The 25036-nt window shown below is 42.8% G+C and carries 22 protein-coding genes; 17 read left to right on the plus strand and 5 right to left on the minus strand.

Annotation, left to right across the window (positions count from 1 at the left end):
* Positions 1–29 precede the first annotated feature (29 nt).
* Positions 30–4487, plus strand: a complete 4458-nt coding sequence (locus MKY01_RS15900; RefSeq protein ID WP_339286993.1) for a carbohydrate binding domain-containing protein — start codon at positions 30–32, stop codon at positions 4485–4487.
* 122 nt (positions 4488–4609) lie between these two features.
* Here the strand turns inward: MKY01_RS15900 and MKY01_RS15905 are convergent, their stop codons facing one another.
* On the minus strand, positions 4610–5461 hold the full coding sequence (locus MKY01_RS15905; protein ID WP_339286995.1) for an aldo/keto reductase: 852 nt from the start codon (positions 5459–5461) through the stop codon (positions 4610–4612).
* A gap of 570 nt (positions 5462–6031) precedes the next feature.
* Here MKY01_RS15905 and MKY01_RS15910 point away from each other — a divergent pair.
* From MKY01_RS15910 to MKY01_RS15935, 6 genes are all read left to right on the plus strand, one after another.
* Positions 6032–7330: an NCS2 family permease gene (locus tag MKY01_RS15910; RefSeq protein ID WP_339286996.1), complete on the plus strand. Its 1299-nt coding sequence runs from the start codon at positions 6032–6034 to the stop codon at positions 7328–7330.
* Between the two features lie 164 nt (positions 7331–7494).
* Positions 7495–8472, plus strand: coding sequence for an alpha/beta hydrolase (locus tag MKY01_RS15915; protein WP_036615620.1), 978 nt, complete (start codon positions 7495–7497; stop codon positions 8470–8472).
* 142 nt (positions 8473–8614) lie between these two features.
* On the plus strand, positions 8615–8965 hold the full coding sequence (locus tag MKY01_RS15920) for a MerR family transcriptional regulator (protein WP_339286998.1): 351 nt from the start codon (positions 8615–8617) through the stop codon (positions 8963–8965).
* On the plus strand, positions 8934–9383 hold the full coding sequence (locus MKY01_RS15925) for a hypothetical protein (protein WP_339287000.1): 450 nt from the start codon (positions 8934–8936) through the stop codon (positions 9381–9383). Before MKY01_RS15920 ends, MKY01_RS15925 begins: the two co-directional genes overlap by 32 nt.
* A gap of 13 nt (positions 9384–9396) precedes the next feature.
* A complete protein-coding gene (locus tag MKY01_RS15930) occupies positions 9397–10041 on the plus strand; it encodes a GNAT family N-acetyltransferase (protein ID WP_339287002.1) in 645 nt (214 codons plus the stop codon).
* Positions 10034–11050 carry an alpha/beta hydrolase gene (locus tag MKY01_RS15935; protein WP_339287004.1) on the plus strand — a complete coding sequence of 339 codons (1017 nt, stop codon included), beginning with the start codon at positions 10034–10036 and terminating at the stop codon, positions 11048–11050. The genes MKY01_RS15930 and MKY01_RS15935 overlap by 8 nt, the downstream gene beginning before the upstream one ends.
* A 110-nt stretch (positions 11051–11160) precedes the next feature.
* Here the strand turns inward: MKY01_RS15935 and MKY01_RS15940 are convergent, their stop codons facing one another.
* A complete protein-coding gene (locus tag MKY01_RS15940) occupies positions 11161–12513 on the minus strand; it encodes an MATE family efflux transporter (protein WP_339287006.1) in 1353 nt (450 codons plus the stop codon).
* Positions 12514–12649: 136 nt separating this feature from the next.
* Between MKY01_RS15940 and MKY01_RS15945 the strand changes: the two genes are divergently transcribed.
* Complete coding sequence (locus MKY01_RS15945) at positions 12650–13330, plus strand: TetR/AcrR family transcriptional regulator C-terminal domain-containing protein (protein ID WP_339287008.1); 681 nt, start codon at positions 12650–12652, stop codon at positions 13328–13330.
* 197 nt (positions 13331–13527) lie between these two features.
* Here the strand turns inward: MKY01_RS15945 and MKY01_RS15950 are convergent, their stop codons facing one another.
* Positions 13528–13929 carry a VOC family protein gene (locus tag MKY01_RS15950; RefSeq protein ID WP_339287010.1) on the minus strand — a complete coding sequence of 134 codons (402 nt, stop codon included), beginning with the start codon at positions 13927–13929 and terminating at the stop codon, positions 13528–13530.
* 200 nt (positions 13930–14129) lie between these two features.
* Positions 14130–14789: a metalloregulator ArsR/SmtB family transcription factor gene (locus MKY01_RS15955; RefSeq protein ID WP_036671328.1), complete on the minus strand. Its 660-nt coding sequence runs from the start codon at positions 14787–14789 to the stop codon at positions 14130–14132.
* A 166-nt stretch (positions 14790–14955) separates the two neighbouring features.
* On the opposite strand from MKY01_RS15955, the gene MKY01_RS15960 reads away from it, so the two are divergent.
* From MKY01_RS15960 to MKY01_RS15990, 7 genes are all read left to right on the plus strand, one after another.
* Positions 14956–16314, plus strand: a complete 1359-nt coding sequence (locus MKY01_RS15960) for an MFS transporter (protein ID WP_036671330.1) — start codon at positions 14956–14958, stop codon at positions 16312–16314.
* Positions 16315–16338: 24 nt separating this feature from the next.
* Positions 16339–16674 (plus strand): helix-turn-helix domain-containing protein, encoded by a 336-nt coding sequence (locus MKY01_RS15965; RefSeq protein WP_253508618.1) that lies wholly within the window; start codon positions 16339–16341, stop codon positions 16672–16674.
* Positions 16664–17023 carry an iron-sulfur cluster assembly accessory protein gene (locus tag MKY01_RS15970; RefSeq protein WP_017688344.1) on the plus strand — a complete coding sequence of 120 codons (360 nt, stop codon included), beginning with the start codon at positions 16664–16666 and terminating at the stop codon, positions 17021–17023. Before MKY01_RS15965 ends, MKY01_RS15970 begins: the two co-directional genes overlap by 11 nt.
* Positions 17024–17046: 23 nt before the next feature.
* Positions 17047–17334, plus strand: coding sequence for a hypothetical protein (locus MKY01_RS15975; RefSeq protein WP_051449765.1), 288 nt, complete (start codon positions 17047–17049; stop codon positions 17332–17334).
* A 197-nt stretch (positions 17335–17531) separates the two neighbouring features.
* Complete coding sequence (locus MKY01_RS15980; RefSeq protein ID WP_339287013.1) at positions 17532–18896, plus strand: MFS transporter; 1365 nt, start codon at positions 17532–17534, stop codon at positions 18894–18896.
* A 70-nt stretch (positions 18897–18966) separates the two neighbouring features.
* Positions 18967–20190, plus strand: a complete 1224-nt coding sequence (locus tag MKY01_RS15985) for a macrolide family glycosyltransferase (RefSeq protein WP_339287015.1) — start codon at positions 18967–18969, stop codon at positions 20188–20190.
* A 138-nt stretch (positions 20191–20328) separates the two neighbouring features.
* A complete protein-coding gene (locus tag MKY01_RS15990; protein ID WP_339287017.1) occupies positions 20329–21558 on the plus strand; it encodes a multidrug effflux MFS transporter in 1230 nt (409 codons plus the stop codon).
* Positions 21559–21723: 165 nt separating this feature from the next.
* Here the strand turns inward: MKY01_RS15990 and MKY01_RS15995 are convergent, their stop codons facing one another.
* Positions 21724–22698 carry an HTH domain-containing protein gene (locus MKY01_RS15995; protein ID WP_339287019.1) on the minus strand — a complete coding sequence of 325 codons (975 nt, stop codon included), beginning with the start codon at positions 22696–22698 and terminating at the stop codon, positions 21724–21726.
* Positions 22699–22803: 105 nt separating this feature from the next.
* Between MKY01_RS15995 and MKY01_RS16000 the strand changes: the two genes are divergently transcribed.
* Complete coding sequence (locus MKY01_RS16000; protein ID WP_339287021.1) at positions 22804–23283, plus strand: GyrI-like domain-containing protein; 480 nt, start codon at positions 22804–22806, stop codon at positions 23281–23283.
* A 215-nt stretch (positions 23284–23498) separates the two neighbouring features.
* Positions 23499–24938: a cardiolipin synthase gene (gene cls, locus MKY01_RS16005; RefSeq protein WP_282321342.1), complete on the plus strand. Its 1440-nt coding sequence runs from the start codon at positions 23499–23501 to the stop codon at positions 24936–24938.
* The last annotated feature ends 98 nt before the right edge of the window (positions 24939–25036 follow it).

Below are 25036 nucleotides of genomic sequence, written 5' to 3' on the forward strand. Positions count from 1 at the left end.
AGGATAACTGAGCTGAGGGAGGAAGAAGGATGAGAAAAGGACTGGCATGTATGGTGGCATGGAGTTTAATGGCTTCTCTCGTTTATCCAGCAACTGCTGGAGCAGAAAGTGTACAGGGTCAAGCGGAGGTGGGAAATGTGCAGGCGAAAAGCCTGCACTTCTCTGTTCCCTATACAGACCTGACGGGGCATTGGTCACAATCTGCAGTTACACGTTTGCAAGACTTGAATTTATTGAAAGGTTATACGGACGGTACGTTCAAGCCCAGTCAGGTAATTAGCCGAGCTGAATTCGTGATGATTCTGGATCGGGCCTTTGGTTTCACCGGTAATGCGGCGACTGGTTCATATGCGGATATGACTTCAGACGATTGGTACTATGACGTCATGGTACGAGCGAATGGTTCTGGCATCATCGAAGGGACAGACCGTGAACATCTGTCACCACAACAACCGATTACACGCCAAGATGCATCGGTTATGGTAGATCGAGCTTTTCAACTTTCAGCGGTTACAAATGAAGATAGTGAACAATTGAAATTTCAGGATGCAGATGATATTTCCGGTTATGCAAAGAAAGCGCTTACCTATCTGGTGAACGAAAATATTCTTAAAGGTTTCCAAGGCAAATTAAATCCCAAAGCCCCGATTACACGAGCGGAGACGGCAGAGTTACTGTCAGCGATGATTGCAGATGTAAAAAGCACTCCTGGAACATATGAGTCCCGGGTAGATGGCAACTTGATTATTAAATCAACGGATATCACGTTGAAAAATATGGTTGTCAATGGAAATCTGCTGCTGGCAGAAGGCATAGGCGAGGGATCTGTTGTTCTTCAGGGCGTAACTGTTACAGGAAGTGTCATCATTAAAGGCGGAGGCAGTCATTCCATCAACATTAACAACTCCAAGCTCAAGCGAGTAGTCGTTGACAAACGTGGGGAACCCGTCAGAATTGCCATTACGGAAGAAAGCAACATTCAGGAGATGCATGTAAAGCAGAAATCCATTCTGGAGATCTCTTCAAACAGCCTGATTGATTCCATGAATATTCATGCAGAAGCGAGTCAGACTCGAATGGATACCAAAGGTACGATCCAAAAATTGAGTGTAGATGCCGATGATGTTGTGATCAACGGAGAGAAAGTAAAACAAGGATTGCGCACATCCATGGTGGATGAAGCCCAACAACCTGCTTCATCGCAGCCTGGTGGTTCAACAAATGTGACAAGTACACCCACACCATCTTCTCCAGACGGGCAATCACCGTCTACACCATCAACACCAAGCAATCCGGCTGGCGAAAAACCGGTTCCAGCAACAACGATTCCGCATGATCAATGGGAGCTGGTCTGGAATGATGAGTTTAACGGGCCTTCGATTGATGCTTCCAAATGGACCGTGCAGGATACAGGACTCGTTTATAACAATGAAATGCAATATTACAGCCCCGATAACACTCGCATTACAAAAGATCAGAATCGAAGCGTGTTGCAGATTGAAGCAAAAAAGGGTCCGAAAAACGGTAAAGATTACAGCTCTGGCAAACTGATCTCCATGGGAAAAGGCGACTGGACCTACGGTAAAGTAGTTGTACGTGCAAAGCTTCCGATTGAAAAAGGCATGTGGCCTGCCATATGGATGATGCCAACAGATGAAGCACATTATGGTGGATGGCCTGCCTCTGGAGAAATCGATATTATGGAGCTAATTGGTGGCAAAGAGAGTAATAACAAGGTATATAGCACATTGCATTATGACAGTGTGAAGCCTGACGGCTCCCATGGACATGATCAGGGAAGTCTTACTCTTCCGAAGGGAGAAACTTTCGCTGACGATTATCACGATTTCCAGGTGGAATGGTTGCCGGGTATGATTCGTTTCTATGTGGATGGAAAGCTGCATCATGAAGTGACCAACTGGCAAACGAAGGCCGCCGGCCAACCCGAGTATTATACGTTCCCTGCACCATTTGATCGTCCATTCTATCTGATTCTGAATCTGGCAGTTGGAGGAGACTGGCCGGGGGCACCTGAAAGCAACTTCACTTCCGAAAAGATGAATGTTGATTTTGTGCGAGTATATTCTTACAAAAATCTAGACACATGGCCTGATGTAACAACAAATCCCATCGAGCCTGTGCAACAGCGTGACCCACAAGCCGATGGCAATCAAATCTACAATGATCGTTTTGCGGAAGGGTCTGAAGACAATGGAGTGCCTCTTCAGTGGAAATTCATCACAAATGCTGATGGAGCTGGCAGTGTCAAAGTTGTAACGGATGAGCAGAAAGGGAAAGCAGCAGAAGTTACCATTGATGCATCGGGTACTGAAAACTACTCGGTTCAACTCACTCAGATGCCGATGTACATCAAGAAAAACAAAAAGTACAAGATACAATTTGATGCGAAAGCATCTGCTAACCGTACGATCATGTCCAAACTGAACCAATTCGAAAAAAGTTGGACCAATTATTCGGGTGATAACACCTTTGCACTCACGACAGATTGGCAATCCTATGACTATACCTTCAATATGCGGGATGGCACGGATAACAATGCCAGATTCGAATTTAATCTGGGGTTGGATGATACAACCGTTTGGTTTGCCAATGTCAGACTGATCGAGGTGGGTGAAGCTGATCCGTTAACTGTCGAACGAAACGCGCTACCTGATGGAAACTTTATTTACAATGGCACATTCGATCAGGGCAAGGAGCGTCTGGGATTCTGGTCAAGCAGCATTAAGGACAGTTCGGCAGCCAATATAAGTGTAAATAACTTTTCGAAATTCCCAATTATGGAGCGTCAGCTGGTTGTTGATGTTACTCAAACGAATAATGACCCACAACAAGTTTCGGTGAACCAACCGGATTTGAAACTGGAAGCGAATACAACGTATGGTTTCTCCTTAGATGCCAAGGCAGACACACCGCGAAGTATCGACATTGATGTTGTCAGCAGTAATGGGCATACGGTACAGGTTCATCAAGGACAAAACCTCTCCTTGAACCAAGAAATGAAAACATTCACCGGAGAAATCATCATTGGAGATGGAGCATCAATCGCACAATCCGAGCTAAAACTGTTATTCGGCAGTTCTAAAGGTAAGGTATATGTGGACAATGTTCGTCTGACGAAACGCGGCAAACCTCTGTCAGTGAATGGCTACGCACATGTTCCTGCAACCGAAGCCTGGATGATGCAGGGCTTACAACTGGAGGACTCCGTAGAAGGAGGAAAACATGTCAGTTACATGGATCAGGGAGATCTGCTGCAATATAAAATCGATGTAGCTCACGACGGAGTATATGTTCTGTCTGCCCGAATGGCCAGTGGAAAAAGTGATTCCAAGGTTCAGTTCAGCATTCAGGATGAACAAGGTACAACCGTTGCACAATCAGACCTGAGTCTCGGAGACACGGGTGGATGGCAAGCATATCAAACGGTGTATTTTCCAGGGGTCAACTTGACAGCAGGCAAACCCTATTATGTGAATTTTGAAGGAGCAGATTATAATACACGTTGGGTGGATATTTCACAAAACAAAATTCAGAACAGTGAGCTAACAGCTGATCTGAATCATTGGGAGCTAATTCCTAATGATCTGACAACCTCACATGACGAGGGCGCAGGATTAACGATTAAATTGCCTGGTACAAGTGAACATTGGTGGGACACTTTGTTGCAACAAGGTCAGATCAAACTGGATGCAAACAAAACGTACCGACTTACCTTCGAGGCATCTGCTTCAAGTCCTAAATCCATGCAAGCGGTTCTTTCTCAGAATGCAGGCGATTTTGTGAAGTATTTTGAAGAAGAAGTGGAATTAACCGCAGATCAAAAGTCATATACTTACACCTTCACTATGGGGGATAGCTCCGATTCGGCAGCTATGCTTGCATTTGGATTAGGATATCCGCTCTCTACAGGTGAACACTCGATTCACATCAATAACGTCCAATTATATGAAGTGAATCCGAATGCAGATCAAGGAGGGCAGCCTGCTCATGTTAATCTTATTCCTAATGGAGACTTCTCCAAAGGTAAGGAAGGTTGGTTTACCCATGCGGATGGTAATGCAGCGGACCTTGAGATGCAAGTTAGCAATCAACAGCTTCAAGCCAAGATTGGTCATGCAGGACAGCATCCATGGGATCGTCAAGTCATCAATGAAGGATTTGGCATACAGCAAGGTTTTAAATATAAATTAACGTTTAAAGCCAAAGCGGAGAAGTCCAGAAAATTGGGTTTGGGAGTTGGATGGGTCGATGCCGCTGCCAACTATGAATGGCATGGGTTCTTTGGGGCACGAGTTGATTTGACTCCAGAAGAACAGGAGTTCACGTTTACATTTGATGCAACAGAAGACAGCTATGCGAATACTCGAATTTCATTTGATCTGGGTAACATTGATGGTGAGCAAGATGGCAACACAACCGTCTCATTATCCGAGGTCAGCTTGATTAATCTGGGTCCTGCCAATTAACTTCTGAATTCTCTATATTATTGAGGCTACAATAAATGAAGAATCCGATTCCGTGATGCCGGAATCGGATTTTTTGACCTCTCCGTGAAGAGAAGGATTAGATTGTTATTGGATAGATAGGATTAAATATCTAGTTTGCGAGTACTAATCCATTTCACCATTTCAGGATCGTTATGGGAGAAGAATAAGCTCTGTTTGGTATCTAGCGCAGTAATCGACTCAATATCTGCTTGGCTTAATTCAAAATCAAAAATATTGAAGTTCTCAATAATTCTTTCTTTACGAACCGATTTTGGAATAACAACGACTTCACGTTGGGTCAACCAACGTAAAACCACTTGAGCAACCGATTTGTTGTACTTTTCACCTATAGATACCAATACCTCATTCTGGAACAAGTCATTTTTCCCTTCAGCAAAAGGTGCCCAAGATTCGATCTGAACATTATTTTCTTTCATGAATTGACCAGTTAAGATCTGCTGGTTGAAGGGATGTGTTTCGACCTGGTTTACAGCAGGGGTTACTTCGTTTTGCAGAATCAAATCGATCAGACGATCCGGCTGGAAGTTACTTACTCCGATTGCACGTATTTTTCCTTCACGATACAACTCCTCCATTGCACGCCAAGAGCCATGTACGTCTCCAAAAGGTTGATGAATTAAATATAAATCCAAATAGTCCAATTGCAATCGTTCCAAAGATTTTTCAAATGCTTGTTTGGTACGTTCATAACCCGTATCCTGAACCCAAAGTTTTGTTGTGACAAATAATTCTTCTCTGGCCACGCCACTACGTTTGATCGCTCTGCCCACAGCTTCCTCGTTTAGATAAGAGGCAGCTGTATCAATGAGACGATACCCAGCGGATATGGCATCCATAACACTTTGTTCACATTCGTTTGCATCTGCAATCTGAAACACACCAAAGCCGAGAATAGGCATCTCAACACCATTATTTAAAATTACTTTATTCATATATTAACCTCCAATTGTGGCATGTCTATATTATTGCATTGCTGCTCTAAAAACCGATATCTCATTTGTCTTATATGCTTGCCTAATTCTCTTATTACCTATGCATGCAGAATAAAGTTGTCCAGGAATGACAGCATCCCCATGGCAAAATCAAATCGCTAAAAGAATTATCCAGCGAATATGAAGAGAAACCTACTACGAATTAAGCAAGAGACTGTCAGTGAACATTGCTGGCAGTCTTTTCTTCATATATCGCAGACATTGAGCGATACGTACTTACTCTATTCTAAAAACGAATGAACAAAAGAGATAATGTCTGTATAGTTCGTAAATAACTGTGAACAAATCGTTAATTCATTGACATTGCATGTAATTTTAATTAGAATACGAAATGGACTTCAGGTTGAAAACAGATATGAGTATCTTTATGTTTAGTTTAGAGCTTAGCTGTTGAATCTTTTAATCCTAACAACGAATATAGGAGCGACAATATTACAATCCTATATGAAGATTAGGATTTTTTGTTTTTAGCTTTGGAGTATAATTTGAAAGTTGGAGGCTGGCTTTACCATGGACAAATGGTTCAAACTTAAAGAACGAGGCACGACCATCCCCACAGAAATTATCGCAGGGGTTACAACATTTTTCACAATGGTATACATAGTTATCGTAAACCCAGGAATACTCAGCAGCACAGGCATGGACTTTAACGGAGTATTCATAGCAACGGTACTGGCAAGTATTGTGGGAACTCTGATTATGGGAATATGGTCCAATTATCCAATCGTCATTGCGCCGGGTATGGGCCTGAATGCATTCTTTGCCTATAGCGTAGTTTCCGGGTATGGCGTATCTTGGCAGGTTGCACTGGGAGCCGTATTTATAGCAGGGATTTTGTTTATTATTTTATCACTGACTTCATTCCGTTACATGTTGTTAGATGCAATTCCTGCTAGCTTAAAACATGCCATAACCGCAGGGATCGGATTGTTTATTACAACGGTAGGTTTGCAAAATGCCGGGATTATTGCCGATTCAGAATCGAATTTGATTACGATCGGAAACTTGGCTGAGCCAATGGCTTATCTGACCATTATCGGATTGATTATTACCGTTGTGCTGATGGCTTATAATGTGAAAGGTTACCTGTTCATCGGAATGGTGGTAACAGCGATACTTGCCTGGATCATGGGACTATTCCAAATGCCGGAATCGATTGTATCCATGCCGCAAGGCCTCGCGTCAACGGCTTTGCAACTGGATCTGGCAGGGGTATTCTCGAATGGTTTATATACAATCATATTTACCTTCTTGTTGATCACGCTGTTTGATACGACAGGCACGATGCTCGGCGTTGCTGAACAAGCAGGATTGCTTAAGGATGGTAAATTCCCACGCTCGCGTGGCGCATTATTGGCAGATGCCGTAGGAACAACCTCAGGTGCTTTGCTCGGAACAAGTCCAACATCGGCTTACATCGAATCCAGCACAGGGGTAGCTGCAGGAGGAAGAACGGGACTGACAGCGGTAACGGTAAGTGTGCTGCTTGCGCTGACCTTGTTCTTCACACCGATCGTAAGTGTAATATCAAGCATCCCGGCGATCACTTCTCCGGCACTGATCATTGTTGGATACTTTATGATTAACGTTATCAGCAAAATCAAATGGGATGATCTCGAAGAAGCATTTCCTGCCTTCCTGATTATCATTCTTACTCCATTGACGCATAGTATTGCAACAGGCATCGGCGTAGGTTTCATCTTTTATCCGGTACTCAAGCTGCTTCGTGGAAAAGGTAAAGATGTTCATCCAATCTTCTACATTTTTGCGGTATTGTTCTTCATTCAGCTTGTGTTCCTGGACCACTAAAACTGTCTTATCCTATGGAGAACTGCTTTCAACAAGCAGCTCTCTTTTTTTTGTAGTTCATACTCCGTTCATATTCCCGTCACGAAGGGGACATCTTCCATGGTTACACTATACCTATGTCGCAAGAGCGGCTCTACAGATATAAAGGACAGGAGAAGATGGAAATGGCAGAAGCAGTGGATGTAACAACAACGGGGACTAAGGGCCGTAAAAAACGGTACTTATGGTTGAAAATAATAGGTGGTATTGTCGGCGCGCTGGTGCTGTTCATGGGCATCACGTTTGTCGTTCATACGATAAGTAATGGGGCAGAGAAAAAGAAAATCGAATCGTACGGCCAATATGTCAATGTTGATGGGAAGAATATGAATGTATCCATTCAAGGTAGCGGCGAACAAACCATCGTGTTACTTCCCGGACAAGGAACACCGTCACCAGTACTTGATTTCAAATTGTTAATCGATGAATTAACTTCCGATTACAAAGTTGTGGCGATTGAGCCTTTCGGTTATGGGTTAAGTGACCAAACCGAAACGGAGAGAACCACCGAGAATATTGTTAGTGAAATTCATGAAGCTGTACAGCAGCTCGGTATAGATCGTTATATTCTGATGGGGCATTCCATCACGGGACTGTACGCGGCGACTTATGTGAACACGTATCCGGATGAAGTCTCTGCTTTTGTCGGGATCGATAGCAGTGTTCCGAATCAACCTGGCATGGATGTTAAATTACCTTTGAACTTAATGAAATTCTTTCAAAAATCAGGCTTAATGAGAGTACTCAATAAAGTGAGTGGTGATTCATATGCATCACTTGACTATGATGAACATACCAAAGAACAGATGAAGTTGATTTCGAATCAAGTCTCGACAAATCCGACATTAGTAAATGAGCTTAAACATCTGGGTTCCAATTTCAAAAATGGAGAAAAACTCACGTATCCTAGTGATCTGCCAGTGCTTCTCTTTGTTCAATCCAATAACGAGAAAAACCCGCAGTGGATTCCGTTACATGAAGCACAAGCCAAACAATCCGCGCAGGGCAAAATGATCCCAATGGAAGGTTCACATTACCTGCATCATACGAAATACAAAGAAATTGCCGAGGAATTCAAATCTTACATGAAACAAATCCAATAGGATGATTGATTAATAAACTGCGGTACCGAATCTGGTGCCGTGGTTTTTTTGTTATCAGGAGAGGCTAAAATAAAGACTTGACCTTAGGTCAGACCTAAGGTTTATGCTTGTAATATGAAAAACAGCAAAGGTGGTGAATTGGTTGAGTGATGAAATTACGATTAGTGAGCTGGCAAAGCTGATGAAAGTCTCTGTACATCAAATTCGATACTTCGAAGAAAAAGGGGTGTTGGCCCCTGCTTATATTGCAGAAAACCAATACAGGATGTATGGGGTAGATGAAATTTACCGTCTATCTCATATTTTGTTGCTTCGCAAAATGGGACTGTCTGTTCAAATGATCAAGGAATGTTTGAGTAATCTGACAACCATTCAAATCACATCATTATTTCGCCAAGCGTTAGCAGACACGGAAGCAGCCATCACTCAGCTTCAGCAAACAAAGCACCTTTATCAGCAAGTTGCTGCAGGAGAAAGATCATATTCCACGTGATGAAGAACAAGTAACTTATTCTATTGTTACTCGTGAGGAGGTTCACTTATCCCTGTGGTTCCATATGGAAGCGCAAGGATATTTGCATGCAAGGAGACTGATCCAACACAACGGAAATATTCCCGATTTATTTGAAGCCGACATCCTTTATGCGTACGATGAGACGGACACCCTAGGAATTTATACACAAAAGGAGGGAGCGAACGATTTAGTTTTGCCTAGAGGAAAATATCTTTCTCGTCATGTATATGTACAAACTGAAGCTGAACTCAAAGAACATATCAACGAATTCTATGCTTATGCAGAACACCAGGGCTATCCGTATCACGGTCCACTTATTATGGTAGAAAAATCTTATTTATCTTTATTCACACCAGAAAAGCTTCATTATGAGCTATTGTTACAAATGATCGAGTAGGGGGAGGCACACAGTGACAACTTCCATTCAGATAGAACCCGTTTGTCCCCAGTTTCATCAAGCTGTTGCTGAACTCATGGCTTATGGTTTTGGACACAAATTTCAAAAGATCACTTCATTGTCCATAACTGATCTGGCTTATGTATTTGAACAGTTGCTCAATCATCCGCCCATAGAACAGAGTACTCTTCGAGTCATTGCTCGTGAAAATGAGGAGATTGTTGGCACCATGTGCTTGAAATGGAAGGAAGCAGATAACAGAGTAGCAATAACAAGCGTTCGTGCCAATCCTCATTGGTGGAGCCAGTGCAATAGAGTTGGCATGTGGAAACTGCTTCAGTTAATAACTGGTTTACATCTGCTGAAGCATACTCCTACATTAGGCGAATGTTATGTGGAAGATCTGGTTGTACATCCACAGCACCAAGGCAAGGGAATTGGTACGCAGTTGCTTCAATGGGCACAGAAATATATGTTGCAATCCAAATCAATGTCATCTCTTAGCTTGCATGTGGCAAGTCAGAATCATCAAGCGATACAGTTATATGAACGCTATCAATTTCGCAAGCAGTATAGCACAAACAGCTTTCTGACCGGCCTGCTCTTAGGCGAAAACCAATGGCATTACATGATTTACAAAGGAGATAGTTATGTTTAATTGGAAAAAACGATACATCTCAGTTATTGTGGCAATCTTACTGATGGTTGGTGCAGGACTGTACATAGTCGATCAAAGTGATTTTGACATGGAGGAACAAACCATTGAAATTCAATCTCCACAGGGTAAGTTAACAGGTACGCTCACGTTACCCAGAAACCATTCAGGCAAGTTAGGTCTAGTACTGTTTATTCACGGTGACGGTCCGATAGACTCTACTCATGGTGAGGGATACAAACCGTTATGGGAGCGACTGGCATCGATTGGGTATGCATCCTTGTCGCTAGATAAACGGGGAATCGGGGGTTCAGAGGGAAACTGGCTAGATCAAAGCATGGATGATCGTGTTGTGGAGGCACAACACGCAATTGCATGGGCGAAAGAACAATCCATCATTGATGATTCCAAAATAGGCGTATGGGGTGCCAGCCAAGCAGGCTGGGTGATTCCTAAGCTTGCTGGGAAAGAACATCTCGCCTTCAGTATCTTGGTATCACCAGCGATAAACTGGTTGGAACAGGGAGAATACAACACACGTAGCCAAATGGCGAAAGACGGTCATTCCACGGAGGAGATTCAAAATCAGGTCGATTATGAAAACCAGATTAAAGAGATTTTACAGAAACATGGCACATATGAAGAGTACACCAAGATTGCTCGAGAGGATGATCTGATTTCCAAAGAACGCTGGAACTTCATAAAGAAAAATTTTGCTTCAGATGCCACGGCGGATTTGCATCATTTCAAAACCCCGGTACTACTTCTGCTTGGAGAAGATGATGTGAATGTGGACATTGTTGATACAGAGCAAGCATACCGTAAAGGAATTCAGCCATCTTCCTTGCTTCATGTGAAAATCTTCTCTAATACAGAACATTCGATGTTACCAACCTCTATTGCAGGCTCGGAATGGAAACAATTACTACGATTTCTGTTTGCTCCGAGAAGCATTACAGTGGATGGGTATATGGATGAAATAGAACATATGTTGACCGCTTTTTCCTTATAACAGAGGGTTTACGATCTCTTCGTATCACCAGATAGATAATTGTCATTTCGAAATGAAAGAGCAGGGTCAGGGAGCGCCCTTATCCTGCCTTTTTGCGTGTTATACGTTAACTACTGTACCAAATGTTCCAGATCCGGCTGCAATTTGGTCCGCAAAACATATAACATAATGGCCCCAACTAGGAACGCCACGGCATCCGCAATAACGAGCGACCAGATCACTCCATGAAAGCCATTCATTTGATTAGCGATATACAATACAGGAATTAACGTAACTCCTTGAATTATGGACATAACAAACGCGGCGGTTCCTTGGGCTGTTGCTTGGAAGATCCCCATAAACAAAGAAGTCATTCCTGTAATAAACAAGGATAAGAAGGTTACATGCAGAATGTAGCTACCCATTTCAATTAATTGCGGGTCAGTCGTAAATAAACCAATCAAGTGGTCAGAGATCAGATAAACGATAACACCGAACATGACGGCTAAGCCCAAAATAGCTTTGATCGTGAATCCAATCGTTTGTTTCATACGTAATTTGTTCGCTGTGAATGAGAAGGCAATCAACGGCACAACTCCCTCGCACAAGCCCATCAGAATAAATTCAGGAAATTGCAGTAAACGTGATGAGATTCCATACCCCGCAACGGCCTGATCCCCATATTCGACAAGAAAAAGGTTAAGAATAAGCGACATTGCACCCAAGAAGACACTCATAACAAAGACGGGAACACCGATTTTGAACACATTGCTAAGGATGTCCTTGGTCACCTTGAACCATTTCAGGGAGACGGTTAAGAATTGACTCTTATAACTCATATGGTAAGCGTAAAATGCACTCGCAACCAAGTTGGAGATGACGGTAGCAGATGCAACGCCAATCACGCCCCAATGGAAGACAAAAATGAATAGTGCATCGAGGATAATATTTATAACAACACTGAGAATCATACCGGTCATAGAAGTCATTGCTGAACCTTCTGAGCGCACGATATTCTCCAGGGTGAAGAATAAGATGACGAAGGGTGAACCCATAAGCATAATCGTGACATACTCTTTCGTAAATCCGAAGGACTCTGGCGTTGCCCCCAGCCCATGAACGATTGGTTCAATCAGCGGGAGCCCAACGGCCATCACAATAATCCCGAGAACTAAACTGCTGTAAAAGGCAAATGAAGATACATGCTTCAGATCATCGACTTTTTTCTCTCCCAGCAAACGAGAGATGAATGTACCGCTGCCTATACCAATTAAATTACCAAGGGCCATGATGACCGCGAATAAAGGTAAAGTTAATGCGAGTGCGGTTAACATTGCCGTATTACCCAGTGTGCCAAGGAAATAGGCATTCAAGATGGAGTAAATAACACTCATTGACGTGCCTAGCATCATTGGGACAGCAAAATGAGCTACGGCTTTGGCGATTGGTGCTTTTTCAAAGTAATGGAGGTTTTCTGCATCCATGTGGGTCACTACTTTCTTCGTTAATATTGATCTAATCTAACACCGTTAGATTGAACCTTACAGTGTTAGATGTTATCATGAACTTATGAACCTGTAAAGCATAAACTTACACTGTTAGATAAAAGGGCGGATACTGATGAAAAAACAACAGCCTCAGATTTCGGAAGATAAGATTTTGGAAATTTCGTGGGAGCTTCTCGGGGAAGAGGGCATCGAGAAATTCAGCATGAGACGCTTGGCAGACAAGTTGGGGATTCAGGCTCCATCTCTATACTGGTACTTCAAGAGCAAGCAGACGCTCTACCAGCGTCTGGCCAACCAGATATCGAAAATTATTCTGGACGAGTTTCATACTGAAGGGGACTGGAAGGAGCAGATGGAGGGGCTTGCGGTGACGGTACGGAGTGTGCTCAGCAGATACCCGTGCTCCACACAGCTCATGATGATGACGTTGCCCCATGAACCGGACATGATCCGCTTCACCAACCGCATGTTGCTCTGCATGGAATCAACACCGCTAGAGCAAGAGCAGAAATTACAGGCCGTTCTTACACTGGTCAACTATGTATTCTACTTCGTTCTGGATGATTATCAGCATCAGCGCAATATCTCTGCTGTTATTAAGGACCAGGAAGCACTTCAGGGTGAAGAGATGATCCACCTTCTGGACTCTATGAGTGAGAAGGAAGCGGGACTTTTCAGCAGGATGTATAAGAACGGTCTGTTTGAGGTGATGGGAACCGACGGAGCTTTCGAGTTCGGCTTGAAGCTTATTTTGCTCGGGATCAAACAAGTGATTAAGGAACATGAGAAGTAGACGTGTGAAGAAACGGAGAAAGTAACGAGGATTACCAGGTGGTGAATGAATATGTAAAATAACAAATAATGATAACAAAACTAGCCATTATTATAGACAGATTGTTGTTATCATTATTTGTTGTTGGAGGATCAGGAAAATGATTTTATCGGAAGCTTCAGCGCCAGTGACTTTAAACAAGGACCGGCGTTTACATATTAGTTCTTAGGCATTCTGCTCTCATCCATATACAACAGGTTCCAGCGGTGACCGTCCAGGTCGGCAAATCCAGCGCCGTACATCCAGCCGTCTATTTCACCAGGCTTGCCAAAGATGGTTCCTCCAGCTAACTCGACTTTTTTAATAAAAGCATCAACTTCTTCTCTGCTGTCAGCACCAATGGAAAATATCACTTCTGCGCTATGGGAAGTATCTGCGGTTTTGGAGCCTGTAAATTTCTCAAACGTTGCATCCGGAAACAGGAGAATCGTTGTTGAGCCTATGACAAGCTGAGCTCTCTCGTTGCCAACATTCTCCCCATGGAATCCAATCTCATTGAAAAAGGTAGTGGATTTCACAACATCTTTCACCGGCAGGTTCATCCAGATTTTTTGTGACATGGCAGTAGCCTCCTAGAGTATATTTTCGACACTCTTACTATACTCTACCTCAATTCAAAATTACATAATCGGGTACATACGATTATGAAAGCGTTAGAAATAACCGGTATAATGAAGGATGATTTAGAGAAATCCGAATCGTTCTAATCAGTTCAAAATCCAAACCAAAAGAGCAATCTCCAATGAGGTTGCTCTTTTGGTCATGGCTTATTATGCCTAACGGTGTATACGCAGTTTCTTCCTCCGGCTAGAATGTATTCTCCCCGTTCAATATGAACATTATCGCCTAGAACTGTTTTGAATAAATGTAACTCATTCTTGCATAACCCGGTACATACCGCGGCCGCTTCACAGATCGGACAATGCTTCTCAATGAATAGGAGACTGCCATCATCCTGCTCCTTAACCTCGGCCATATAACCTTCATTCGTACGAATTTCGGCCAATTTCTCCAATCTCTCTCTAACTCCTGATGAATCGCCAAGATGCTGAAGATATTGTTCTTGCATATTTTTATTTCGAACATCCAGCAGCTTGTCCAGCCCTTCAGTACCAAAAGCCTCTTTCATCGAATTGATGAGGCTGACGGATAGATCCGAATATCCACTTGGAAAAAAACGATTAGCCGCGGGAGTTAATATCCATAACTTGGTGGGACGACCCATGGGACGGGCCTCTTCCACAGTGGTGACCAATCCTTCTCCTTTTAGCGCATTCAGATGTTGACGAATAGCCATTCCGGATAACGAAAACTGAGAGGAGAGAGTGACAACATCCATTCCCCCGCGCTCTTTTAACAGATTAATAATTGCTCTCCGGGTACTGGTCGAGACATCCTTTTTAGTTTGATTTCCGCTCATGGTGCACCTCCTTGTGACGCAACTGAGTCTACATGACTAACTACATTTTAAACAAAAATGTTGACAAAGTCAAAGCCGGACTGTAGCTTAGACATTATAAACAAAAATGTTTACTAAGTATCCGGATACGATGTATACATACCAATTTTCTTGGAGGTCACATTTCATGTCGTCTAATCATCAAAGTATTTTCAGTCCGCGTTATTTTGCACTAACCATAGGGATTATTTTATCAGTGATGGCCGTTGGATTCGAAGGTCTATCCGTCACCACCATTGCTCCTTCGATTGCTGGAGACTTGAACGGCCTTAGCCTGTTCGGATGGATATTCAGTACCTATCTGCTTGCGCAGATTATCGGAACGCTGGTCGTCGGTCGGATCATTGATAAAAGAGGACCTGCAACACCGTTCACTTTTGCACTTCTGTTATTTATCGTAGGGCTGATCGCTGCCGCAACCGCAGGCGACATGTATACCATGATAGGATCACGGGCTCTACAGGGTTTGGGTGCCGGAGCTATGATGACTTGTGTGTATACAGCTATATCGTTAAGTTACCCGGATGAGTTGCGTGCCAAAATTCTTGGAGCATTTGGTACTGCCTATGTTCTTCCGTCCATGCTCGGTCCATATGTAGCAGGAGTTATCGCAGATCAGTGGTCCTGGCGCTTTGTTTTCTGGGGGATCTTACCTGTGCTGGTGGTTTCAGCATTGCTTAGTTTACCTGCCTTTAGGAAATTGAAAGTGCAGAAGACAGGAGGGGATAGCGGATCTTCATCCACTTGGATGGCGTTACTCTTAACGTTAGGTACAGGGATTTTCCTGGTTGGTCTAAGTAGGCTTCCGAGCATTATGGGATTTGTTTTAGTCGTGATTGGCCTAGTATTGATGATATTTCCTCTGCGTAAATTGCTACCGAAGGGAACACTTACGTTGCGCAGAGGAATGCCAGCTATTTTGGCAACACGTGGATTGTTCTTCGCTGCCTATACTAGTACACAGAATTTCCTGGTATTGGCTCTAATCGATGTGAAAGGAATTACACCTTCTCAGGCCGGATTAATTGTGGCGAGTGCTGCATTAAGTTGGTGTATCATTGCGTATCTGCAAGGACGGTGGGATGCGGCAGATCAGGGCAGTGGACGTCATATGAGAATTATTCTTGGCGTATTGTTACTTGCCATAGGGATTGCCATCGTATTTTGGGTACCTGTTGTGACCGTTACCATCGCAGTTATTGGGCAGATCATTGCAGGAGTTGGTATTGGATTGGCGCATCCGATTAGTGGTGTTGTCGCATTCTCCCAAACGGGGGAAGAAGGCGTGGGCCAAACCTCGGCAAATCTGCAATTTGCAGATTCTTTTACACCTGGTGTAGTGATTGGCATTGGTGGTTCCATACTTGTCGTGTGTCAGGCTGGCGGTATGTCACTTCAATCCGGCTTAATTGTAGCCATGGGTTTCCATCTCTTGTTGATCGTCACGAGTATCATTGCCAGCACTCGGATTTCACCACGCAGATGAATAAGAAAGTGGGTGTACAGACCATTGCTCACTGAAGATCCGAATAAACTATTTACAGCTTATCGCATCATCGGAACGAAATGGACGATCCATATTTTATGTGCTCTGTCTCAAGGCCCGAAGAGATTTGGTGAAATATTCGATAACATTCCTTCCATTTCCGAAATGATCCTCTCCAGACGTTTAAAGGGTCTTCAACATGATCATTTGGTCAAAAGAACAATACGGACACGCCCTACACAAATTATTTATGAACTTACGCCAAAAGGAGCTGCTCTTGCAGCATTCATACCCTGTCTAATGGACTGGGATACCGAATTTCAAAATGATACCACCGGGAGGAATAAAGATGATCATTGAGGTCAGTGATACAGCATCGGACAAAATCGTTGAGATCTTATCAAGTGCGGATATCCAAAATGCCTTTCTTAGAGTAGGCGTTGATGAAGGGGGATGCAGTGGTTTATCTTATACCCTTATCGTGGATGAACAGCAGGCAGAAGAAGACATTGTGTTAAATAAAAAGCAATTTAAGATATTGGTTCACGCGAACAGTATTCCATATATTGATGGTCTTGAGATTGACTATGAAGAGAGCGGAATGTTAGGCGGATTCACCATGAATAATCCAAATGCCAAAGTTTCGTGTGGATGCGGGGCCAGTTTCAGAATGGCCAATTATCGTGGCGAAGTGAAAAAATGTGACTGAACTGAAGGAAGGAGTGCAGAGCAATGATCTCATTTGTAATATCTGACCAAGCAATCGATTCATTTAAGAATGAATGGGAATTGGAAGAGGACCAATATGTAAGGATTTACGCAAAGTATGTCGGAGGAGGCTCCGATGCTTTTACAATTGGCATCAATGCGAGTGCTACACCGGTCGATCCCGCATTGGTTCAATCCATTGGAGGATTTCATTTCTTTGTTGAAAAAACAGATGCCTGGATCCTGGAGGATGAACTTCTCCAAATTGACTGTAATGAACATGGCATATTTTCAAGCAAAATCTCCTATTGAACATGGGGAACCCTATTCTAGACCATAATCTTACTTTTTAAACATTTAACTTTACAAAGTATAACACTTCATGTATATTCAGGGAGTAAAAAGGTTTATTTTACCATAATACCCATCAAATTATGGAGGTGTGGAAGACAAACAACAATCAGATTGGGATTTTTGATGCTCAGTACAGGGCGCCTACAATTGGGATTATGCTGGTTCTGGCAACCGTAGCTTTTGAAGGACTGGCTATCACAACGATTGCCGCGAAAATGGCACAAAGTTTAGAGGGTATTCATTTATACGGTTGGATTTTTAGCGCATTTTTGTTATCTCAGCTTATTGGAACTTTGGTTATGGGTCAGCAGATTGACAAGCGCGGCGTTTTTACATCCATGCTGATATCTTTTAGTGTTTTTGTGTTAGGAACTGTGGTCTCCGCTATTTCTTTCGATATGCACATGCTTATTGCCGGAAGAGCCCTTCAAGGTTTTGGAGCGGGGGCCCTGATCACATGTGTTTATACCTGTGTGACGTTACATTATCCAGATACACTTCGTACTCAAATCCTGGCCGCATTCTCTATGGCATTTGTCCTACCAACCTTAATCGGACCTTATGCAGCAGGCCTTATTGCTTCCTACATCTCGTGGCGATATGTTTTCTGGATCGTTTTACCCTTGATTGGAATAGCGCTCAGTCTCACATTCCGTTCTTTCCGTAATTTGCAGCTTCAGCAAGATCTGTCAGGTCCAGCGCGAGCAACCGACTCAAAGATTATGTATGCGATTCTGCTTGCGGTTGGAACGGGGCTGTTACTCACAGGACTTGGTATGATAACCGATTGGAAAGGCATAGTACTCACTTTGGCTGGATTAGTCGTCATGATCACACCAATGCGTAAATTGCTGCCAGTAGGGACTTTTTCGGTAAAAAAAGGATTGCCTGCTACTTTGGTATCGAGAGGGCTATATGTTGCTTGTTATTTTACAACGGAAAGTTTTGTGATCTTGGCGCTAACCGAAGTGAAGGGGTTATCAGCTGACCTTGCTGGCCTCATCGTAGCAGCAGGTTCTCTGAGCTGGTCCGCCGCAGCGTGGTTACAAGCCAAGCTTGATGCACGAGATCAAGGTCGGGCCCGAAAGGGTAGGGTCATGACGGGCATTGGGATTATGATCGTTGGAACTGCGCTTGTGATCCTGGCTCTTATTTTGACGGACGGTGGGATTATACTCATCCTTCTCTCACAAATGATTACAGGGTTTGGTGTTGGATTGGCCAACCCTACAACGGCAGCCATTGCTTTACAACATGCCTTGCCCAGGAAAGAGGGAGAAATGTCTGCGAATCTGCAATTTGTGGATTCCTTCTATATGGGAGTAAGCATTGGAGTTGGTGGCGCTCTGATTGCCTTGTCCGAAACGTTACAGTGGGGCATATCGACAGGTGTTTTGATCGTGTTAACACTGCAATTACTATGGGTCTTGTTAAGTTTCTTAGCATCACTACGAATTACCAAACTCGTTCATCAAGAACATCATCCAATCAGCCAAGTGAAGGATAACATCTCCATGTAACGGATGACGACCGCGTCGTTAAATACATCATGAAGAACGGGGGGACTAATTGCATTGGGAGGTGGGTAAGATGGCACGTGTATTAGTAGTCATTACTCCAGCTGAAGGACATGTGAATCCATCGTTAGGATTAGTTACTCAGTTGATAGACAATGGTGAGGAAGTCATCTATGTGTGCACGGAGGAGTACCGTTCCCGAATTGAACAAACCGGTGCCCAGATCATTACCTATCCGTTTCCACAAGATGCCTTCTCTCATGATCCGGTGTTGAAACCCCAGGAATACAAGCATTCTTATCAGTTCATTTATATGATGGTAAGCGGTATTATCCGGAGGATCATCCCCAATGTGCTACAGGTTATCGAGGATCAAAAGTTTGATTATATGATCTTTGATTCCCTGATGGGATGGGGAGGGACTATTCTTGCAGAAAAACTGGGAATTCCTGCGGTGTGCTCGATTGCGTCCTTTGCTTTTGTGGAGCCTCTGGGGTCTAGCTCAGTTCTGAATGAGACGGAGACGAAGGAGCTTTATGAGGCTACGATGAAGATCACAACGAAGTTAGCTGAAGAGCTTCAAGTGAGTATTCCAGCCATGGAAGAGATTCCGGCACATGTAGGTCAGTTAAAGCTCGTGTACACCAGCCGTTATTTTCAGCCGCAGGCAGAAAAGCTGGATGATCGTTTTATTTTCACGGGTCCTTCGATCATAACACGTCAAGATGCTCCGACCTTCTCGTTTGAGGTGCTTCGTGAACGGTACCCGCAAACCGTGTACATTGCTATGGGTACGATTTTAAATAAAAATTTGGATTTCTATCAGCTTTGTTTTGAAGCATTAGGGGATCTACCCGTGAATGTTGTTTTATCTTCAGGAAAATACACGGATATGGAGCCGCTGGCTGATCAAATACCTCCTAATTTTATCGTCAAGCCATACATTGCCCAGTTGGACATGCTGCAGCATACCGATGTTTTTATTACACATGCTGGAATGAACAGCACAAGTGAGGCGTTATATTACAACGTTCCGATGGTGATGATTCCATTAACATCGGATCAGCCTCTTGTCGCCAATCGGGTACAGGAGTTGGGCGCGGGTATTACTTTAAATAAACATAACCTCAGTGCAACTAATTTGAGAGAGGCATTAACAGAAGTACTACACAATTCACTTTATAGACGGCAGGCTTACCTCATTGGTGAATCTCTAAGGCAGGCAGGCGGTTACAAGCGAGCTGCCGAAATGATTATGAGTCATATGGGTTCAGATCGGAAAAGTTACACAATTTAAATGGTTTTCCATTCAAAGTCGCTTAATAAGCGGCTTTTTTTGGTTTTAATAGTCTTAAGACTTGACCTACAGTTAACTCTATGTCTTATACTCGATTAGGCTTGCAAATTATATAAGGAATTGGAGATTTTATTGATTATGGCGAAGAGCACGAATTGGAATGTTTTTGGACTGGCAATACTACTAGGTTTATTTTCTACATTAGGTCCATTTACGATTGATATGTATTTACCGGCTTTTCCGGAGATTGCACAAAATATGAATACAACGGCATCACTTGTACAATTTAGCCTTACTGCCTGTTTATTAGGGCTTGGTGTAGGACAACTCGTTATGGGTCCTTTGAGTGACGCGTACGGTAGACGTAGACCATTGTTGATCTGTATGGCAGCCTACATTATTTGTTCCTTGGCATGTGCTTTTGCTCCGAATATCGGACTATTGATTTTGTTTCGTTTCACGCAAGGATTTGCGGCTTCAGCTGGAATTGTCATTTCCCGTGCGATAGCCAGAGATCTATACAGTGGACATGAACTCACTAAATTTTTCTCTTTGCTGTTGCTTGTAGGGAATTTGGGGCCTCTGGCAGCACCCATTGCGGGAAGTGGGGTTCTTTCATTCACAACCTGGATTGGCGTGTTTATCTGCCTTTCATTCTTGGGAATTTTCTTATTAATCATGACAAAGTGGAGCTTAAAAGAAACACACCCTATCGAAAGACGTATAGTTCCTGACTTCAAACAGCAATTGGGTAATTACAGAATGCTTCTGCGTGACCGTAAGTTTGTAGGCTACATGCTGGCACAGGGAATTATGACAGCAGGGGTCTTTGCTTATGTGGCGGGAACACCATTTATTTACCAAAATATATATGGCGTCACACCCACAGTTTTTGCTATACTGTTTGCTTCAAACGGCATCAGCTTGATCATCGGATCTCAAATCGTGGGTCGACTAGCTAAACGTATCCCTGAGCAGACGCTGCTATTATCGGGACTATGGCTTGCTATAATAGCAAGTGTGGCTGCTTTGGTCGTAACCCTGGCTCATGGTCCACTTTTCGCATTGGTGATTCCATTGTTCTTCTTCGTATGCTCGATCAGCATTACGTCTACAGCGGCATTCCCACTTGCCATGGAGAGTCAAGCTAAGATGGCCGGAAGCGCAGCAGCACTGCTCGGCGTTGTTCCTTTTCTTCTTGGTGCACTGGTTGCTCCTCTGGTCGGCATCGCGGGTGAGGACACTGCCGTCCCGTTAGGACTCACGTTATTAATGACCAGTATCATTGCGATTGTTACTTATTTCCTACTCGTTAAAAACGTCCCGCAGCATACACCTAATCATGCCCAGTCTAATGCTGACTTCTAGTATAGAAGGAACAGCTCGCCAAGCATTGGCGTGAGACATGAATGAATATGATTCCATTACAAGTCGCTAACACAGCGGCTTTTTTTGGTTTTCCGTACTGAACCCTCAGCCTGAATTCAGGTAAGGCATTGTTAGATAATGGAGAGACTAGGGAGGAGGGGATGCTCACTGCTTCATTTGGAATAAGCTTAATCTCTCTTGTACAGCATCCAGAACTTCTTCCGGAATCTCCTTCACCTTGATATCTTCACCTAGAAAAAGCAACCAATTGGTGATTTCGGTTAACTCTTCTGAGTTATGAACATTCATAAATGCCTTTAGGAGAGCCGTAGTCTGGTATGGATTTGTATAGGCAATTGAAAACTTTAAAGGATGGTATTTTTTGAATTGCGCAATCGCCTTTGGGCCAAGTTCCAGGACAAGGTTGATAACTTCTTCCTGCGTATTTCGTTTGAGTTGTTCTACAATCTTTTTTGTACTCAGTCTTTTTTTCGCCGGGTATGCTTCGACATGGATGAGGTTGTCAACGGATACGATTCGTCTTTTTTCTTCCTCCAAGTCAAAACCTTCAATGATCCAATGGCCTTTTTGATGATGAAGGTGCAAGAGAACAATGGGATAGGACTTTGTTTTCTTCTCTTCTTGGACAGTAACTAACAAATAACGTTCTATAAGAAGAATTTGGATGAGTTTTTCCAAAGTAGGGTGAGGCAGGTCTGATAGATCAAGCAAGTCTGGATTATGGGGATTGGTCCCTTCAAAAAGCAATATTTGATTCAAATGTACAAGGTCATCTTGCTGGTTTTCTGAGATAAGGCCCAATAATTTTTCAGCCAAAGATTGACGACTCTTCAGATAAGGAAGCTGTTGATTTCTTGTCGCCATAAAGGCTATGAATAACGCTTTGATTTCATTATCGGTAAACCGTACCGTGGGCAGGAGGGAGTTGTTCATGACAAAATAACCCCCGTCCCGCCCAACTTCAGCGACAAGTGGCATTCCCATGGCTTCAATTTCTCTGATATCTCGAATGGCTGTTGAACGAGAAATATTAAATTCTCGCATGATTTCAGAGATGGTAAAGTGTGCACGGTTATTGATATACCGGGTGATGATATTTATGCGTTCAATTTTTTTCATTGTACCCCCTAAACAGTATCATATTCTGACATGATTTAAGGTTATTATAAACCTATCAAGTGAAAACACAAATCAATTGAAAATTTAAAGAGGACGGTGTAAACCATGAGTAATTATCATTTCGAAGAAAAAGAGAGCTTTATCGTGTTAGGTATTGGAACCGATCTTAAGAGCGACTATACAGACTATGTTGGCATCAGCAAGGAGAAGGCGGATTTTTGGTCCACGGTGAAAGAGGATGGAAGCCTGGACAAACTAAAGTCTCTGGCAACAAACGACTACATTTTTGCCGTAAACGAAGCAGTGAATAACCAGATGATGCATTATGCTGGTGTCATGACAGAAGAATCTCTGCCAGAAGCAACGCGAGTAATCCAATTTCCTAAGGGAGAATACCTTGTTGTGAAGGGTGAAGCAGAGACGGCTGATGCGCTCAGTAACATGCTTACTGGCATTGCTTTTGGTCAAGCTCTCCCCGTAGAAAAGGATTATGCCTATGTTGGCGGTCCAAATACAACAGTTGAAATGGGAGAGAAAAACGGTTTGGTATATGGTGAAATGTGGATTCCTGTTGTAAGGAACTAACTAAAGCATAAATATTCAATGTGAAAGAATCCCTTCTTTTATAGGAAGTGGATTCTTTTTTAGTTCGATGTCTAGTGATTATCATTTAATAGATTTAGTATTCCTCAAGTATGTTATCATATTCTTTGTGATGACGGCTTCATTCGAGAATAGCTAAGTAATAAGCATTTTTTATTATTTACATAAAGTCAATGGAAGGCAGGAGATATAGCAGTATGGTCACGCTGATACTTTCGCTCGTTATGATTATAAACATATTACTCTCAGCGGTATTTTTGTTTTTTGAAAGGAGAGACATTGGTTATACTTGGGCCTGGCTCATGATATTTTACTTCATTCCTATTTTAGGTTTTATCGTTTATCTCTTTCTGGGACGTAACCTTAAAAAGAAAAATTTCTACGGACTTTCAGCTGAAGAGAGAAACTCCCTAAAGTTAATTGTCGAGAATCAGTTAGTGACATTGAAGGAGCAACGTAAGGAAAACAACCCCCTGCTCATGAAATATGCTGACCTGATTCAATTGAATCTGACTTCATCCAATGCAATCCTAACCAATGACAATGAGATATTCATCTTCGATGATGGACAAGAGAAATTTGATTCTTTATTTGCTGATATCAAGGAAGCCAAGAAAGAGATTAACATCCAATATTACATTATTCAACCGGATTCCTTAGGGAAGAAATTACGAGATGAATTAACTATAAAAGCTAAAGAAGGCGTAAAAGTGCGAGTTCTCTATGACGAAATTGGTTCAAAGAAACTTTCATTGAAGTTTTTCAGAGAACTGATCTCTGCCGGTGGAGAAGTAGAGGTCTTTTTCCCGTCACTGATTAGGCCATTAAATTTCCGTATGAATAATCGAAATCATCGAAAACTTTGTATTATTGATGGGGAGATTGCTTATATTGGCGGATTTAATCTGGGAAATGAGTATCTAGGCATGGATAAAAAGTTTGGATACTGGCGTGATACACATTTTAAAATGCACGGAGATGCCGTTAATCATATTCAAGGAAGGTTTATTTTGGATTGGAAACACGCCAGCAAATCCGATCAAGTAAGTTACGAACAATACTCCTTCAACACAGCAAGGCTTGATGGTTCAAGTCCAGTTCAGATTGTGTCTAGTGGTCCTAACTCACAGGTGGAACATCTGAAGAATATGTACATCAAGCTTATAGTAAATGCCAAAAAGAGTGTGTATATTCAAACGCCTTACTTTATTCCTGACAGCACTTTTATGGATGCATGTAAAATCGCACTGCTATCCGGGGTGGATCTGCGCATTATGATTCCCAATAAGCCCGATCACCCGTTTGTATATTGGGCGACTTGGGCGTATGCTGGTGAATTATTGGACTATGGAGCCAAGATTCTGTTATATGATAATGGATTCTTACACGCAAAGACCATTGTAGTAGACGAAGAAGTCGCTTCAGTAGGGACGATGAATATTGATTCCCGGAGCTTTAGGTTGAATTTTGAGGTGAATGCAATTGTATATGACGAGCGAGTTGCGAAACAACTTCAAGAATTGTTTCATCAAGATAGCCAGTTAAGTACAGAACTTACTTCTGATCGTTATAGAAATAGGTCCCTTATTATCAAATTTAAAGAAGGAATATCACGTCTTCTTTCACCTATTTTATAGCTCAGCTTCACTGCCGAAGTTATACTCAACCAGGCACGATAAAACTTTCCACTGGAGTGCTTCTTAACGACTAGAGGTATTAGCAAATCCTTCTTTTT

The organism is Paenibacillus sp. FSL R5-0486, assembly GCF_037975155.1.
Taxonomy (GTDB): domain Bacteria; phylum Bacillota; class Bacilli; order Paenibacillales; family Paenibacillaceae; genus Paenibacillus; species Paenibacillus amylolyticus.

Bases quoted from the DNA above. Each gene is read 5' to 3' on its own strand.
- MKY01_RS15900 (WP_339286993.1), top strand. From the start codon at position 30: ATGAGAAAAGGACTGGCATGTATGGTGGCATGGAGTTTAATGGCTTCT.
- MKY01_RS15905 (WP_339286995.1), bottom strand. From the start codon at position 5,461: ATGAATAAAGTAATTTTAAATAATGGTGTTGAGATGCCTATTCTCGGC.
- MKY01_RS15910 (WP_339286996.1), top strand. From the start codon at position 6,032: ATGGACAAATGGTTCAAACTTAAAGAACGAGGCACGACCATCCCCACA.
- MKY01_RS15915 (WP_036615620.1), top strand. From the start codon at position 7,495: ATGGCAGAAGCAGTGGATGTAACAACAACGGGGACTAAGGGCCGTAAA.
- MKY01_RS15935 (WP_339287004.1), top strand. From the start codon at position 10,034: ATGTTTAATTGGAAAAAACGATACATCTCAGTTATTGTGGCAATCTTA.
- MKY01_RS15940 (WP_339287006.1), bottom strand. From the start codon at position 12,513: ATGGATGCAGAAAACCTCCATTACTTTGAAAAAGCACCAATCGCCAAA.
- MKY01_RS15945 (WP_339287008.1), top strand. From the start codon at position 12,650: ATGAAAAAACAACAGCCTCAGATTTCGGAAGATAAGATTTTGGAAATT.
- MKY01_RS15950 (WP_339287010.1), bottom strand. From the start codon at position 13,929: ATGTCACAAAAAATCTGGATGAACCTGCCGGTGAAAGATGTTGTGAAA.
- MKY01_RS15955 (WP_036671328.1), bottom strand. From the start codon at position 14,789: ATGAGCGGAAATCAAACTAAAAAGGATGTCTCGACCAGTACCCGGAGA.
- MKY01_RS15960 (WP_036671330.1), top strand. From the start codon at position 14,956: ATGTCGTCTAATCATCAAAGTATTTTCAGTCCGCGTTATTTTGCACTA.
- MKY01_RS15970 (WP_017688344.1), top strand. From the start codon at position 16,664: ATGATCATTGAGGTCAGTGATACAGCATCGGACAAAATCGTTGAGATC.
- MKY01_RS15975 (WP_051449765.1), top strand. From the start codon at position 17,047: ATGATCTCATTTGTAATATCTGACCAAGCAATCGATTCATTTAAGAAT.
- MKY01_RS15980 (WP_339287013.1), top strand. From the start codon at position 17,532: ATGCTGGTTCTGGCAACCGTAGCTTTTGAAGGACTGGCTATCACAACG.
- MKY01_RS15985 (WP_339287015.1), top strand. From the start codon at position 18,967: ATGGCACGTGTATTAGTAGTCATTACTCCAGCTGAAGGACATGTGAAT.
- MKY01_RS15990 (WP_339287017.1), top strand. From the start codon at position 20,329: ATGGCGAAGAGCACGAATTGGAATGTTTTTGGACTGGCAATACTACTA.
- MKY01_RS15995 (WP_339287019.1), bottom strand. From the start codon at position 22,698: ATGAAAAAAATTGAACGCATAAATATCATCACCCGGTATATCAATAAC.
- MKY01_RS16000 (WP_339287021.1), top strand. From the start codon at position 22,804: ATGAGTAATTATCATTTCGAAGAAAAAGAGAGCTTTATCGTGTTAGGT.
- cls (WP_282321342.1), top strand. From the start codon at position 23,499: ATGGTCACGCTGATACTTTCGCTCGTTATGATTATAAACATATTACTC.